The organism is Haloarcula sp. H-hyl6, assembly GCF_056934455.1.
In genome coordinates this window covers 319704-333395 of record NZ_JBRIIK010000002.1, presented here as the reverse complement: position 1 = coordinate 333395, position 13692 = coordinate 319704, and the positions used below count along the sequence as shown (strand labels likewise).

The following is a 13692-nucleotide window of genomic DNA, read 5'->3' as shown; positions in this document are numbered from 1 at the left end:
AGTGACGGGTCGATGAACCGCAACGACGCGGTCGTCCTCGGTGTGACCGTCGCCGCCGTCGTAATCGTCCCCGGACTCGCCAACGGCTTCCTGAGTCAGATGGGACACCCCTGGGTCGGCAGCGCAGTCTGGGCGCTGGGCTACGGCCTCGGCGTGGTCTACATCTGGTACGAGTGGATACGGCCGCTCGACATCAGCGCCCCGGAAGGCGTCAGTCGCCCCACCGACGAGGACTCAGTCGAAGAGTAATAACTGAGTTCGAGTTCGTTAATAAATTCGACCAACAGAGCCGCATTACGTAGCAGTTGAATTAATAATCCCCCGTCGTCTATCTCCGCATATGAGTACTGCGGACACGCGGACCCTCCGACTCCGTGTCCCGGAGATGGACTGTTCGTCCTGTGCGGCGACGGTAGACTCGGCGGTGGCCGACCTGCCGGGCGTCGAGTCCGTCGACACGCGGCCGGGGAGCGGTATCGCGGTGGTGACGTTCGACGCCGAAGCGGTCGACCGGGAGACGCTCGTCTCGGCCATCGAGCAGGCGGGCTACCCCGTCCAGAGCGCGAGCGACGACGACGAGACGGACGTGCCGACGAGCGACGAGCGGTCGTCCGTCTGGCGGTCGGTCCGGGCGAAGAAGACGGCCGTGGGCGGCGTGTTGCTCGCCGTCGGCCTCGTCGCCGAGTTCGGTCTGGCCCCGACTCAGGTCGCCACGCTCGGCCCCGTCGGGCCGCTGGGACTCGTGGAGTTCTCGCTCGCGGACCTCCTCTTCCTCGGTGCCGTCGCCGCGGCCGGACAGGAGATTCTCCGGGGCGGCGTCGTCGCCGCCCGCCAGCGCAACCTCGGCATCGACTTCCTCATGTCGGCGGCCATCGTCGGGGCCATCACCGCCTCGCTGGTCGGCGACGAGACGCTGTACGTCGAGGCGGCGACGCTCGCCGTCCTCTTCAGCGTCGCCGAGTTGCTGGAGGGGTACGCGATGGACCGCGCCCGCAACTCCCTGCGTGAACTGGTCGACCTCGCGCCCGACGAGGCGACGGTCCTGCGGGACGGCGCGGAGGTGACCGTCCCCGTCGACGACGTGACCGTGGGCGACCGGGTGGTCGTCCGCCCGGGCGAGAAGATACCGACCGACGGGGACGTACTCGACGGCGAGTCGGCCGTCGACGAGTCGCCGGTCACCGGCGAGTCCGTCCCGGTCGACAAGACGCCCGGTGACCCGGTGTACGCGGGGACGATGAACGAGGGCGGCTACCTCGAACTGCAGGTGACCGCGCCGCCGGGCGAGGACACCCTCTCGCAGGTCATCCGTCTCGTCGAGGACGCCGAGGCTAAGAAGACCGAACGCGAGCAGTTCGTCCAGCGGTTCTCGAACTACTACACGCCGCTGATGGTCACACTCGCAGTCCTCGTCACCGTCGGCCCGCCGCTCCTCTTGGGCGCGCCGTGGCTGGAGTGGTTCGTCACCGGCATCACCCTGCTGGTGCTGGCCTGCCCCTGCGCGTTCGTCATCTCGACGCCCGTCACCGTCGTCGCTGGCATCACGAGCGCCGCCAGAAACGGCGTCCTCGTGAAAGGCGGGACCCACCTCGAAGCGATGGGCGGCGTCGACGCGATAGCACTCGACAAGACGGGGACGCTGACGAAGGGCGAACTCTCCGTCACCGACGTGGTCCCCGTCGGCGACCGCACCGAGACGGACGTGCTTCGGTGTGCCCGCGGCCTCGAGGCGCGGTCGGAACACCCCATCGGCGAGGCCATCGTCGCACACGCCGACGAGGCCGCCGTCGAGGTGACCGAACCTCGCAGTTTCGAGAGCCTGACCGGCGAGGGCGTGCAGGCGACGCTCGACGGGACCCGCCACTACGCGGGGAAACCCGGTCTGTTCGCCGACCTCGGGTTCGAACTCGACCACGCCCACGTGGTGGACCCCTCCGGCGACCTCGCGCGCGAGGTGCAGGACATGTGCGACCGGCAGGGCTGTCTGAACCTCGTGGAGGACACCATCCCGCGCCTGCAGGACGAGGGCAAGACCGTCGTCCTCGTCGGCACGGAAGACCACCTCGAAGGCATCGTCGCCGTCGCCGACGAACTGCGACCCGGCGCGAGAGCGACCGTCGAACGCCTGCGCGAACTGGGTATCGAACCCGTGATGCTCACCGGCGACAACGAGCGCACCGCCCGCGCCATCGCAGAACGGGTCGGCATCACCGACTACCGCGCTGGCCTCATGCCCGACGAGAAGGTGGCCGCCGTCGAGGAACTGCTCGGCGAGTACGACAGCGTGGCGATGGTCGGCGACGGCGTCAACGACGCGCCTGCGCTGGCGACGGCGACGGTGGGCATCGCGATGGGGGCGGCCGGCAGCGATGCGGCCATCGAGACGGCCGACATCGCACTGCTGGGCGACGACATCGCCCGACTGCCCTACCTCGCCACCCTCTCGAAGAAGGCCACCGGCGTCATCAAGCAGAACGTCTGGTCGAGCCTCGGCCTGAAACTTCTGCTGGCCGTCGGCGCGGTCACGGGCTACGTCGGCGTGGCGCTGGCGGTACTGCTCGGCGACGCGGGGATGACCGTCGGGGTCACCGGCAACGCCATGCGCCTCTCGCGGGTCGACGCCGACTGGGACGCCGACGGCGAGTAGTCCCGCGCAGTCACGTTCACGAACACACATACAACAGCAGTTGTAGTCATCCAGAAACCCTTATCCCGGTCGTAGACGCACACCGACGCATGGACGACCAGTCGCTCGGCGACGGGGCACCCGGTTTCAGGGCCCGCGCCGGTTGGACGCGCGAGCAAGCGGCGGGCATCGAACGCACCGACGAGAACGTGGCACCCGTCTTCTACCCGCCCGAGGACGACCAGATACCGCACCTCCACATCTGGGACACGTGGTTCCTGCGCGAGCGCGACGGGACGCTCGCGGAAGTCGACGGGTACCGCATCTGTTTCTCGCTGACCGCGCCGTCGGACCTCCTGCCGGGGAAACGCCACGACGTGGCGACCATCCGCTGTTTCTACTCGGACGACGGTCGGAACTGGCACGACGGCGGCGCCGTCTTCGACGACGCGCTGGGACAGCGCCAGTGGGCGGGGTCCGCTCTGTACGACGACGACGGCTCTATCTATCTGTTCTACACCGCGGCCGGCGAGGACGGTGCCGAGGACCTGACCTACTCTCAGCGCATCGTCGGAGCGAGCGGCGGCACCGTCCACACCGGCGACGGGTTCGCGCTCCAGGGTCCGTGGACCCACCACGAACTGCTCCGCCCGGACGGCGACCGGTACGAGCGCGAGGACCAGTCCCGGGCGATGATTTACACGTTCCGCGACCCGTGGTTCTTCGAGGACCCGAAGACGGGCGAGACGTGGCTCCTCTTCGAGGCCAACTCCCCCGTTCCCGAGGGGAGCGACGTCTGTGACGGCGACGCCGCCCAGCAGGGGTACAACGGGAGCGTCGGCGTCGCTCGCTCGCCGACTGGCGACCCCCTCGAGTGGGAACTGGAGGACCCCCTGCTGGACGCCGTCGGCGTCAATCAGGAACTCGAACGCCCGCACATAGTCTACACGGACGACCTGTACTACCTCTTTATCTCCAGTCACCTCCACACGTTCGCGCCGGGGCTGGACGGGTACGACGCGCTGTACGGCTTCGTCGCCGAGGACCTGCGCGGCGACTACGTCCCGCTGAACGACTCGGGCCTCGTCGCCACGAACCCCGCGAACGCGCCGTTCCAGTCGTACTCGTGGATGGCGTTCCCCCACGACGACGAGGTACTGGTCCAGAGCTTCTTCAACTACTTCGACTTCGCCGGCGAAACGCTGGACGAAATCGCACACCTCCCGGAGTCAGAACAGATGCGGCGCTTCGGTGGCACCCTCGCCCCGACCCTCAGGCTGACCGTCTTGGGGACGCACACGGAGATAATCGGCAAACTCGGCCACTGGCACGTTCCGATGGCCGGCGAGCGACTGCCGCCCACGGAGCGAGAACTGATTCGCCGGGCACAGTCCGACGAGGAGGGTCGCGGCGGCTACGGCGCGGATAACTGACTCAGCGCCGCATCGACGGCGCGTCACGGGCACTCGAACGGGGGTCGACGTCCCACGCGCGGTCCATCTCCCAGACGTCGAGCGACGCCACCGTCGCGCGCCCGCCCTCGGCGGCCATCGAGACGCCCACCGCGTCATCGCTGGTCGGGTAGACGCGACTGGTCAGGCAGTGCCGTTCGTTCGCGAACACCTCGACGACGCTCCCGTCGACGAACACCCGCAGCGACAGCGGCGAGTCGTAGGGCGTGACCCGCATCCGCTGTGTGGCGGTCGTCGCCTGAGGGTCGTGGCTTGCCGCCGAGCGGTCGACGAGTATCTCGCTGTTGCGCGTGTACCGAACCGGCGTCCGTTCGTCGCGCTCCGGCGTCTCCAGTACGGAGAGTTCGACCGCCTCGGCGTCCTCCAATCGAATCGTCGCGCGCAGTTCGAACGAACGGCTACTGACGTCGAGGCGCTGGCGGTCCCCGCCCGCCAGACGGAGTTCGTCGTAGTGGGTGTTCGCGCCGCGGAGGTCGGTGAGTTCCGGCGCGGGGCGCTGACAGAGGCCGCCGTCGTCGGCCAGCGACAGTTCGCGGGGGAGCGACATGGTGCCGGACCATCCGGCGTCCCACTGGGCGGAGAGGTCACGCGCCTCCGGAATCCAGCCCCACGTGAGGATGCGGCCGTCTTCCGTCCACATCGACTGCGGGGCGTAGAAGTCGCCGTGGTCGAGTTTGTCCCGTCGCTCGGCGGTGAACTCCCCGTCCTCGTACTCTCCGAGGAAGTAGACCACGTCCTCGTAGTTCGAGACGTGCAGGAGGTCGCGGTCCCCGAACTCCAGCAACTCCGGACACTCCCAGACCGTCCCGGCGGTGTCCCGGTCGCCGCTGAGGATGGGGCCGCGGTACTCCCAGTCCCGGAGGTTCTCCGAGACGTACAGCAGGGCCGCGCCGCCGCCGCCCTCGATGCCCGCGCCGATGAGTTGGTGCCAGACGCCGTCCTCGCGCCAGACGCAGTGGTCGCGGAACTCCCCCTCCCAGTCCTCGGTCCGCAGGACTTCGGGTTCCGAGGGCGTCTCCTCGATGACCGGATTGTCCGGGTCCTTTATCCACGCGGATAGCTCGTCGTCTGCCGCGGTGGCGATGCAGGGCAACTGCTTCTTGTCGCGCCCGCCGGTGTAGAGGATGGTCGCGGTGCCGTCGTCGTCGACGGCGCACCCGGACCAACAGCCGTCTCGGTCCGGGCCGTCCGGCGACGGTGAGAGGGCCACCGGCCGGTCCTCCCAGTGAATCAGGTCGTCGCTGACCGCGTGGCCCCAGTGGATGGTGTTGTGGAACGGGCCGGTCGGGTTGTACTGATAGAACAGGTGATACCGGCCGTTCCAGTGGATGAGACCGTTCGGGTCGTTGAGCCAGTTGGCCGGCGGGGTGACGTGGTACGAGGGGCGAAGCGGGTCCCCCGCAAGCCGTTCACGCATCGCCGTCAGCGTCTCGACGTCCTTCGGACGGCCGGTGAACGGAACGTCGTCGCCGTCGGCGAGATAGGCGAGCGCGTTCGAAATAAGCGTCTCGCGGTTGCCGCGGCAGATGTCGTGGGTTGGCTGGAGGAACGAGACGGCCGAACCGACGCCGAGGACCCGCCCGTCGCCGGGGTGCCACGAGACGGTCGCCATCCCCTTGACGACGTCCGTCTCTCCGCGCGCGGTGCTGGCGAGGACGTCGCCTTCCATCGGCGCGACGTGTTCGTAGCGGGCGTAGGGTGCAGTCACGCCCGGCCCGCGCGTGTGGACCCTGAGCGTGTCGAACCCCTCGGCGAGGGGGTGGCCGGCGTACAGCGTCTTCCAGAGCGGGCCGGTCGGTTCGTCGATTTCCTCCCAGCCCACCGCGTCGGGACCGACGGGGTCGAACCCGAGCGGTTCGACGGCCGCCATCGCGCCGAGCGTCAACAGGAGCGTCCCGCCGGCCCGGACGTACGAGGCGAGCGTCTCGCCCGCGGGACCGGCGACGGCGTCACCGTCGAACGGGTCGTCCCGGTGCCACCAGAGGACATCGTAGGCCGTTGGGTCGACCGTTGCGAGCGAGCACCGCTCGACGGCGTCGAACGCCTCCTCGCACCACTCGTATGCCGCCGTCTGTTCGTCGGAACAGGAGTCGACGTACAGACAGCCAACGCGTCGCGACTCTACCATTGAGGGTACTCACCCTCTCAAATATAAAAGCATTCGGCAATCGTTCGTGTCTATTCCTGACCGAACGTGCTCGAAATTTGGCTCGGCGGGGTCGTGACTACCCGGCCAGCGACGACAGAAGGGGAGACCAGAGTCAGGCCACCCGGGCGCTACGGGCCTCGGACTTCCAGTCGATGACCGTGTCGTGACACCGCGGACAGACGAACTCCGTCAGTTTGGTCGTCTCGTCGTTGTAGGTCATTCGTGTGCCACAGCTGGAGCAGTTCATTATAGTTGATTATATACCTCCAATTGTATTAAGCGTTCGTCCTCCGGTCATTCCTCGAGCAGACGACGCGTCGATTCCGGGATAGCGACGCCGCGCGCGTCGACGATGGCCGAGAGCGACTCGCCGTCGAGGAGTCGGACGCCCTCGTCCGCCGCGAGCGACGACACGCCGTCGTCGAGGCGACCGGCCGTCGCCAGCATCACCGCACCCACGTCGGTCGACGCTCGGAGGTCGGTACAGCGCTCGACGGCCGCCGCTCCGACCGTCGCTTCGTCTGCCGTCCTGACGACGACGCCCATGGCGTCACCGTCTCCCCGCCGGGCCAACAGGTCGTACGGCGACTCTGCCGTCGCCTCCGCCGCCCACACCGTCTCGCTCAGCGCGTCCGCGACCACTCGTGCGAGTGCGTCCCGGTCGAGCGAGCGCAGGCGCTCGACGGTCGAGTCCGGTACCCCGGGTCCGGACAGCGACGGGCCGGACGGCGCGTCCGGGGCGTCGATAGCCGCCTCGATGTCCGTCGGGCCGTCGTCCTCCGGCATCGGGTCACCGATGGTGCCCGTCGCCGCGTAGTCGGGTTCGTCGTCGGACCCGATGCGGTCGTCGACGTCCTCACCGGCGAGCATCGCCTCGGTTCGCTCGATACGCTGGTCCAACGCCTCGCGCTCCGCCTCGAGGTGGGCCACCGCGTCGGGGTAGCAGTCCCGGGCCGTCGCGAGCGCAGTCTCGAACGCCTCGGCCGCGGCCTCGAACTCCGCCAACGCGGCCTCGTACTGCCTCGCCTCGCGATACCAGTCGCCCGCTCGCATCGCCTCGACGGCGACCGCTCGCTGGGCCCCCGTCAGCTGCTCCGCGACCGTCCCCAACCGCTCGCGGACCGCCTCCGGGTCGCCCGCGAACCGCCTGTCGCCGCTCCCCCAGTCGAGTTCGAGCACGCGCCGGTAGCGTGCCATCGCCGTCGCCCAGCGCTCGGCCGCCACCGCCGGGTCGTCGGCCTCGACGGCCTCGTTGTCCGCGGCGACGGCCCGTCGGAGCGGCGACTGTTCGAGTTGCGCGACGATTCGGTCGAGGCGGTCCCGTTCGGCCTCGATAGCCTCGGCGTCCTCGATTCGGGTGTAGTCGAGCGACAGCGCTGCGTCGTACTCCTCGCGGGCCCGCTCGTAGGCCTCGTAAGCGCCCTCGTAGTCGTCCTCGCGCCAGCGCGACTCGCCCTCGTCTGTCGCCTGCCGGGCCCGCCCGACACGAATCTCCGCGATAGTGTTGACACAGCGGTCCTCCATCGGGTCGATGCGGGTACTGAGCGCACCGCCCGGGCGGTCCGTCGAGAACCGGAGCGCCGTCGCCCGGGCGGTTTCGAGGTGGTCCTCTGCCCGCCGGGCCATCTCGAGTGCCCGTTCGTAGTCGCCGTCGTCCCTGTGGTCCCGCGCCGTCACGAGCGTCTGTTTGACTCTGTTTCGCTCGTTCTCGACGCGTATCCACGCCTGCGAGGCGGCGCTGAGGTACTCCGCGGCGTCGGCCAGTCCGTCCGTCCCGGTGTAGACGTGCCACGTCGACCCGCCTTCACGGCGAAAGGTCAGCCGACCGCTTCGAACGCTCGTCGCCTGTTCGACCTGTTCCACCTCGACCAGCGGAACCGCGAACTGTCGGTCGCCGCCCTCGTCGCCGACCAGAACGACCACTCGCCGGTCCGTGAGGACGGCGATGGTCCGATAGCCCCGCCCCGGCGTGACTGTCTCCGTCGAGTCCGTGGATTCTATCGAGAGGCCGTTCTTGCGGTTCGTGAGGACGTACTGCGGCGTCTCCTCGTCGTCGAGCGTCGCCTCGACCGGTCGGTCGCAGAGATAGCCCGCAGACAGGAACCCACCCCGCCCCGTTCGGGTGAGCACGTCGGGTAGCTCACCCGCCCGATTATCTACGTTGATAACCTGACCCATCAGTTCCGTCTACAGTCCCGAATACTATGATATTCACTTATCTAATCTGAAGCATGCGGGTGGAATTTTCCGCTTTCTCCGGCGGCCCCGTCACCCGCTCGCACGACGTACCGCGGACGGCAGACGCGCGTCTGACTGAGCTTTACTTCTCATGGTTGCGTAGCCGACCGCATGCCACGGGTACGGCTGGATATCGCGGACCACGGGGGGCCGAACCACGTCGACGGGGGACTCGACGTGCGAATCGACACGGACGTCTTCGCGCTGCTCTCGGGCGACCGACCGAGGCGTGACCGGGCGATGCGGCCGGTCGTCGAGCGGTGGCTCGACTGCTGGAGCGGGTAGTTAGCTGTTCTCGACGAGGCGGGCCGCGATTCGCTGGGCCCCAACCGTCGGGGCCACGTCCGGTTCGTCGGCAGCCGTCGCCTCGATGTCGCGGTTCAGTTCCTCGCTGAGGCGCGCCTCGAACTCCTCGACGATGCCGGGGATGCAGGCCATCCCGCCGGTGAGGACCACGGGGCGGTCCAGCGCCAACTGGTACACCTTCATGTAGTCGTTGGCCAGTTCCGGCAGGAACGTGTTGGCGAGTTCGTCGACGGCGTCGTCCAAATACTCGTCGACGGCGTCCATCACCGACCGCTCGATGGTGAACTCGTGGGTGCCGCCGCCGGGTTGCTGGATGATGTCGGTGAAGGGTTCGAAGTCGACGAAGTCCGCGTGTTCCTCCTTGTATTCGCGGGCTGTCTGGGTGTCGATGTTGACCCGGCCTTGGGTCTCCTCCTCGACGTAGTTCGCTATCATCCGGTCGACTTCGTTGCCGGTGACCGCGCCCGTCGTGAAGGGCGCGAGTTGCTCGCCCCGTCGGTACGCGGAGGCTTCGAGGTTGGTCGACCCCATGTTGACCGAGATGAATATCTCGTCGATGGCCTCCAAGCCGTCGCCGAACGCCGGGATTGACCCGCACAGCGACTCGGGATAGCTCTCGACCAGACTCACGCCGATGGAGGACTCCTCGATGACCGACCGGAGGTTCTCCAGTCCGGCGGGGTTGTCGATGGTCGGGATGGCGTAGACGACGCCGCTGTCGGCGGGGATGTCGTTCTCCTCGATGAGCGCCTCGAAGAACGTCTTGGTCATCTCCGCCCGGTCGCCGTCCTCCGGGAGGCCCGACCGGAGCATGTACTGGACGCGGTCGGGGTACTCGCGGGCGGCCTCCTCGCCGTAGAGGACCTTCTCCTCGCCGGTGAGGGCGTCCTCGTAGGTGGCCATGCAGGTCAGGGTCTTGATGATGCGGTTCTCGGTCCCGTGGTCGTCCGGGAGGGCGATGACCGTCCGGGTGCTGCCGAGTTTCACACCCACCGGCACCGAACGGTCGCCGCCGGTCGTCGCCGTCGCGCCCCCGTCGGTCTCCGTGGCGTCGTCGTCACTCATGTACGGTGGCGTGTTGTCGCCGCCCCGGTATATATCCTCACCTCAAGAATCAGCGTTGATACCGACCCGTGCTACGTCATCGCCGCGAGTTTCGCGACGTACACCAGACTCAGCATGTGGTCGTCCACGCTGAGGTCGTTGCCGTCGTTGGTCGCGGACTCGTCGATGCCCAGCAGGTACTCCGAGAGGTCCGACTGGACCGTCTCCGTTATCCAGTCGATGGACTCGTAGTAGTCGAGCGCTTCGTCGGCCCCCTGATACCCCGAGTGCATCAACAGGAACTCCAGCCACTCGAAGACGACGAACTCCGCGGCGTACGTCTCCGGGAGCGAGGACAGGTACGGCTTCTCCTGCCCGTCGCCGGCGAGGAAGGGGAGGAGTTCGCGGTACAGCCCGGAGCGGAAGGAACTGCCGGCCAGCACCTCGTCGTCGGCCTCCTCCAACCCCACGTCGAGGTTCGACGGGTCCGGCATCTCCTCGTCGTCACCCAGCCCGCCGCTCCGGTCACCGCGCTCGCGGGCCATCTTGCGCAACTCGTCGAGGTCGTAGTCGCGCGGGTTGATGGTCATGGCACATCTGTTTCAGCTACGTTAAGTTAAATCTTACACCCCCGTCTGACGGCCGTCAGACGGGTGTTCGCGGCCCGTACGGGCGTAATAGGCCGCTGACTCCGAGTTACGCCGTTGATAATCGGGGGCGTATTTTTATAGGGACCCACCACCGAGTTCCGGCCACTTGGACCGATGAACCGGCACACAGCGACCGACCCCGCCCGCGTCTGCGTGACCAACGCGAAGGGCGGGACGGGCAAGACGACGGTGGCCATCAACGTGGCCGGTGCGTTGAACGACCGGGGCCGAGACGTCCTGTTCGTTGACTTGGACCCGCAGGGGAACGCCACGGAGGGACTGGGCCTCGTCGACGAGTACGACGCCCACCCGCCGACGCTGTTCGACGCCCTGACGAGCGACCCCTCGATACTGGGTGACCTCGTCGTCGAACACGAGGAGATGGACGTGGTCCCGTCCAGCATCGACATGTTGCAGGCGGAACACGAACTGACCATCGCGGACCTCGTCGCCCGCGTCCGCACGCAAGACCACGACGTCGACCCGGCGACCCTCTCGCAGTTCGCCCTCAACGTCACGCCGGAGACGGTGACCGGCGACCACGCGCTGGATACGTTGGACCGCGCGCTGTCGACGGTGTCGGGGTACGACTACGTCATCGTCGACTCGCCGCCGTTCTACGGGAAACTGACCGATACCGGGGTGTTCGCCGCGGGACACATCCTCATCCCGGCGTTAGCCGAGGCCACCTCCGAGCGAGCCATCGAACTCCTGATGGACCAGATGGCCGCCATGGAGCGCCAGACCGGAACCACCGTGGGAACGCTCGGCGTGGTGGCGAACCGCATCGAGACCACGTCGGAGGACGAGATGATGCTGGAGTGGTTCGACGCGGCGTTCCCCGACAGCCCCGTCTGGGAGGTCCGCAAGCGCGTGGCCCTCCAGCGGGCGTACACCGCCGGGAAGTCGATTTTCGCCACCGAGGAGCGCTGTGACATGGCCGACGTCTTCAGCGACATCGCCGCGGCCTTCGACAGGGAGTTCGGCTACACAGAGGTGACAGCATGAGTGACGACGACCGTATGGACAGAGCGGAGCGCATCAGCAGGATGCGCGCGGGGAACAGGGACGGCGAGGACGCCAGGGCGGCGGACTCGGCCGACGACCAAGCCGAGACGACGGACTCGACCGAGGAGGTGGAGGACGCCGACACCTCGCCGGTGGAGTCCGGTGAACCCGAGGCACAGGCCGACGAGAGTCCGTCGGAGCCAGCACCCGCCGAGGACGACCAGACCGAGGACTCGGAGAGCGAGGCGACGGCGTCTCCCGAGGAGTCGGGCGACGACCCGGCCGAGACGGACGCGACGGCGGCGGCACAGCGTGCGGCGGCCGCCGCCGCGCAGGTAGCCGGCGATACCGGAGAGGCCGACGCACCGACCCAGACCGGCGACGTGTCCGCCACGGCCGCGCCGATGCAGGGCCCGACCGGGGTGGAACTCCCCGACCAGCAACTCTTGGAGGAGGCCATGGCGGCGAGCGAGGCCGGCCGTACCGAGGGCGGCGCTCGCGCCGCCATCGAGGACGGGTCCACGCAGAAGGAGGAACTCGTCCGCGTCCTCGAGTTCGCCCTCGGCGAGGAGTACTACTGTCTGAACATCGAGTACGTCGAGGAAATCGTCAAGCGCGACACGGTCACGCGGGTCCCGAACACCCCCGACTACGTCGAGGGCGTCGTCGACCTGCGGGGCCAGATTACGACCATCCTCGAACCGAAGGAGATGATGGACATCGACGCCGACGGGTCCCAGGACCTCATCGTCGTCTTCGACCCCGAGGTGTTCGAGGAACAGGGCGCGGTCGGGTGGGTCGTCGACGAGGTCCGACAGGTCGTTCCCGTCGCCGAGTCGGAGGTCAACGACCCCCCCGTCGACGCCGAGTACGTCCGCGGCGTCGTCGACAGGGAGGACCACGACCAGTTCGTCATCTGGGTCGAACCGGACGACGCCCTCGACTCGGCGACGACCGGCGACGAGTGAAAACGGCGACGCGACGGCCCTGAACGGCCTTACTCTTCCGAGACGTCCACCACGTCGGGGACCGTCTCCTCGACGTCCTCGGCGTCGACGCCGAGGTGTAACTCCTCCCGGACGAGGTCCGTCGCGTTCCGGACCGCGCCCACGCTCCCGAGGTAGCCCGCGCCGACCGTCGTCTTCAGCGCGAGCGCCGCACGACCGGTCACGACGGTCGGTCCGACCTTCGCCACGGCGTCGTCGCCGACCGAGACCAGCCACCCGGGCACGTCGAACTGGTAGCGGGCGAGTCGGGGTTCGAACCCGCCGTCGCCGTCGAGTCGGTGGTCGACCAGCGCCGCGACGTTGTCGGCGGCGACGCGGGCCTCCCGGACGGCCGCGGACGCACTGGCGGGGACCGCCTCGCCGTCGCTGTCCACCACGCGGGCGACGTCGCCCACCGCGAACGTCGCCTCGCCGAGTCTGAGGTCCGCGCGGACGACCGGTCGCTCGTCGCGGAGCGCCACCGGCCCCTGAATCCCGCCGGTCCAGAGGAACTGGTCGTACGAGAGTCGGTCGCCGGATTCGAGTTCGACAGCGTCGGCGTCGGCCCCCGAGACGCCGGTGCCGGTGCGGACGGTGACGCCGGCGTCGACGAGTGACTCGTGGACCGCACGCTGAAAGTCCGGTGGGAACGTGGGTGCGACGTGGGCCTCCTGTTCGAGGAGGACCACCTCCACGTCGACGTCCTCCTCCTCTGCAAGCGCCGCGAGTTCGCCCGCCACCTGGACGCCGGAGAGGCCGGCACCGCCGACGACCACCCGGTCGCCGTCGCCGAGTTCGAGGAAGTCGGCGCGTATCTCGCGGGCGTGGTCGAGGCGCTTCAGCGGCGTGGCGTGTTCGCGGACGCCGCCGAGGTCGTAGTAGGCCGTCTCGGCGCCGAGACACACCGCACCCACGTCGTAGTGAAGCGTCTCCTCGTCGTCGGCCGTCCGGAGGGTCGCGCGCCCGGCGTCGGCGTCCACGCCGGTCACTTCGGCCTGCCGGACCTCGCAGTCCAGCACCTCGGTCAGTTCGACCGTGATGTCGTCGGCGAGCGACGGCCGCCGGACCACGCGGTGGAGTTCGTGCTGAACGAGGTGGTCCCGTCGCTCGTCGACGACGACGAGGTCCACGGCCTCGGGCAGTGTCCGTTCGAGCGACCGTGCGAGTGTCAGGCCGGCGTATCCGGCACCGAGAACGGCGACGCGCATGCGAA

The 13692-nt window shown here is 68.4% G+C and carries 11 protein-coding genes; 6 read left to right on the top strand and 5 right to left on the bottom strand.

The features are described 5' to 3' along the window. Nucleotides 1-12 precede the first annotated feature (12 nt). The 3 genes from Hhyl6_RS15070 to Hhyl6_RS15060 all read left to right on the top strand — a co-directional run bounded on the left by Hhyl6_RS15070 (nt 13) and on the right by Hhyl6_RS15060 (nt 4059). Complete coding sequence (locus tag Hhyl6_RS15070) at nt 13-249, top strand: DUF7996 family protein (RefSeq protein WP_483740074.1); 237 nt, start codon at nt 13-15, stop codon at nt 247-249. Between the two features lie 91 nt (nt 250-340). After that, nucleotides 341-2647, top strand: coding sequence for a heavy metal translocating P-type ATPase (locus Hhyl6_RS15065; protein ID WP_483740073.1), 2307 nt, complete (start codon nt 341-343; stop codon nt 2645-2647). Between the two features lie 89 nt (nt 2648-2736). Beyond that, on the top strand, nt 2737-4059 hold the full coding sequence (locus Hhyl6_RS15060) for a glycoside hydrolase family 68 protein (protein ID WP_483740072.1): 1323 nt from the start codon (nt 2737-2739) through the stop codon (nt 4057-4059). A 1-nt stretch (nt 4060) separates the two neighbouring features. On the opposite strand, the gene Hhyl6_RS15055 is transcribed toward Hhyl6_RS15060, so the two are convergent. Continuing rightward, nucleotides 4061-6226: a GH32 C-terminal domain-containing protein gene (locus tag Hhyl6_RS15055; RefSeq protein WP_483740071.1), complete on the bottom strand. Its 2166-nt coding sequence runs from the start codon at nt 6224-6226 to the stop codon at nt 4061-4063. A 315-nt stretch (nt 6227-6541) separates the two neighbouring features. After that, complete coding sequence (locus Hhyl6_RS15050) at nt 6542-8425, bottom strand: restriction endonuclease (RefSeq protein ID WP_483740070.1); 1884 nt, start codon at nt 8423-8425, stop codon at nt 6542-6544. Nucleotides 8426-8596: 171 nt separating this feature from the next. Between Hhyl6_RS15050 and Hhyl6_RS15045 the strand changes: the two genes are divergently transcribed. Further along, the gene (locus tag Hhyl6_RS15045; protein ID WP_483740069.1) at nt 8597-8770 is read left to right on the top strand and encodes a hypothetical protein; all 174 of its coding nucleotides are present in this window, start codon (nt 8597-8599) and stop codon (nt 8768-8770) included. Here the strand turns inward: Hhyl6_RS15045 and Hhyl6_RS15040 are convergent, their stop codons facing one another. Then, nucleotides 8771-9856, bottom strand: a complete 1086-nt coding sequence (locus tag Hhyl6_RS15040) for an actin-like salactin (protein ID WP_483740068.1) — start codon at nt 9854-9856, stop codon at nt 8771-8773. Nucleotides 9857-9927: 71 nt separating this feature from the next. Further along, on the bottom strand, nt 9928-10425 hold the full coding sequence (locus Hhyl6_RS15035; protein WP_483740067.1) for a FlaD/FlaE family flagellar protein: 498 nt from the start codon (nt 10423-10425) through the stop codon (nt 9928-9930). Between the two features lie 174 nt (nt 10426-10599). On the opposite strand from Hhyl6_RS15035, the gene Hhyl6_RS15030 reads away from it, so the two are divergent. Both Hhyl6_RS15030 and Hhyl6_RS15025 read left to right on the top strand, forming a co-directional pair. Further along, a complete protein-coding gene (locus tag Hhyl6_RS15030) occupies nt 10600-11493 on the top strand; it encodes a ParA family protein (RefSeq protein ID WP_483740066.1) in 894 nt (297 codons plus the stop codon). Beyond that, nucleotides 11490-12461: a chemotaxis protein CheW gene (locus tag Hhyl6_RS15025; RefSeq protein ID WP_483740065.1), complete on the top strand. Its 972-nt coding sequence runs from the start codon at nt 11490-11492 to the stop codon at nt 12459-12461. The genes Hhyl6_RS15030 and Hhyl6_RS15025 overlap by 4 nt, the downstream gene beginning before the upstream one ends. A 29-nt stretch (nt 12462-12490) precedes the next feature. On the opposite strand, the gene Hhyl6_RS15020 is transcribed toward Hhyl6_RS15025, so the two are convergent. Next, nucleotides 12491-13687: an NAD(P)/FAD-dependent oxidoreductase gene (locus Hhyl6_RS15020; RefSeq protein ID WP_483740064.1), complete on the bottom strand. Its 1197-nt coding sequence runs from the start codon at nt 13685-13687 to the stop codon at nt 12491-12493. Nucleotides 13688-13692 lie beyond the last annotated feature (5 nt).

What these genes read in the sequence shown, in the direction of transcription:
- Hhyl6_RS15030 (WP_483740066.1), top strand. Translation starts at nt 10,600, where the DNA reads ATGAACCGGCACACAGCGACCGACCCCGCCCGCGTCTGCGTGACCAAC.
- Hhyl6_RS15035 (WP_483740067.1), bottom strand. Translation starts at nt 10,425, where the DNA reads ATGACCATCAACCCGCGCGACTACGACCTCGACGAGTTGCGCAAGATG.
- Hhyl6_RS15025 (WP_483740065.1), top strand. Translation starts at nt 11,490, where the DNA reads ATGAGTGACGACGACCGTATGGACAGAGCGGAGCGCATCAGCAGGATG.
- Hhyl6_RS15045 (WP_483740069.1), top strand. Translation starts at nt 8,597, where the DNA reads ATGCCACGGGTACGGCTGGATATCGCGGACCACGGGGGGCCGAACCAC.
- Hhyl6_RS15055 (WP_483740071.1), bottom strand. Translation starts at nt 6,226, where the DNA reads ATGGTAGAGTCGCGACGCGTTGGCTGTCTGTACGTCGACTCCTGTTCC.
- Hhyl6_RS15040 (WP_483740068.1), bottom strand. Translation starts at nt 9,856, where the DNA reads ATGAGTGACGACGACGCCACGGAGACCGACGGGGGCGCGACGGCGACG.
- Hhyl6_RS15020 (WP_483740064.1), bottom strand. Translation starts at nt 13,687, where the DNA reads ATGCGCGTCGCCGTTCTCGGTGCCGGATACGCCGGCCTGACACTCGCA.
- Hhyl6_RS15070 (WP_483740074.1), top strand. Translation starts at nt 13, where the DNA reads ATGAACCGCAACGACGCGGTCGTCCTCGGTGTGACCGTCGCCGCCGTC.
- Hhyl6_RS15065 (WP_483740073.1), top strand. Translation starts at nt 341, where the DNA reads ATGAGTACTGCGGACACGCGGACCCTCCGACTCCGTGTCCCGGAGATG.
- Hhyl6_RS15050 (WP_483740070.1), bottom strand. Translation starts at nt 8,425, where the DNA reads ATGGGTCAGGTTATCAACGTAGATAATCGGGCGGGTGAGCTACCCGAC.
- Hhyl6_RS15060 (WP_483740072.1), top strand. Translation starts at nt 2,737, where the DNA reads ATGGACGACCAGTCGCTCGGCGACGGGGCACCCGGTTTCAGGGCCCGC.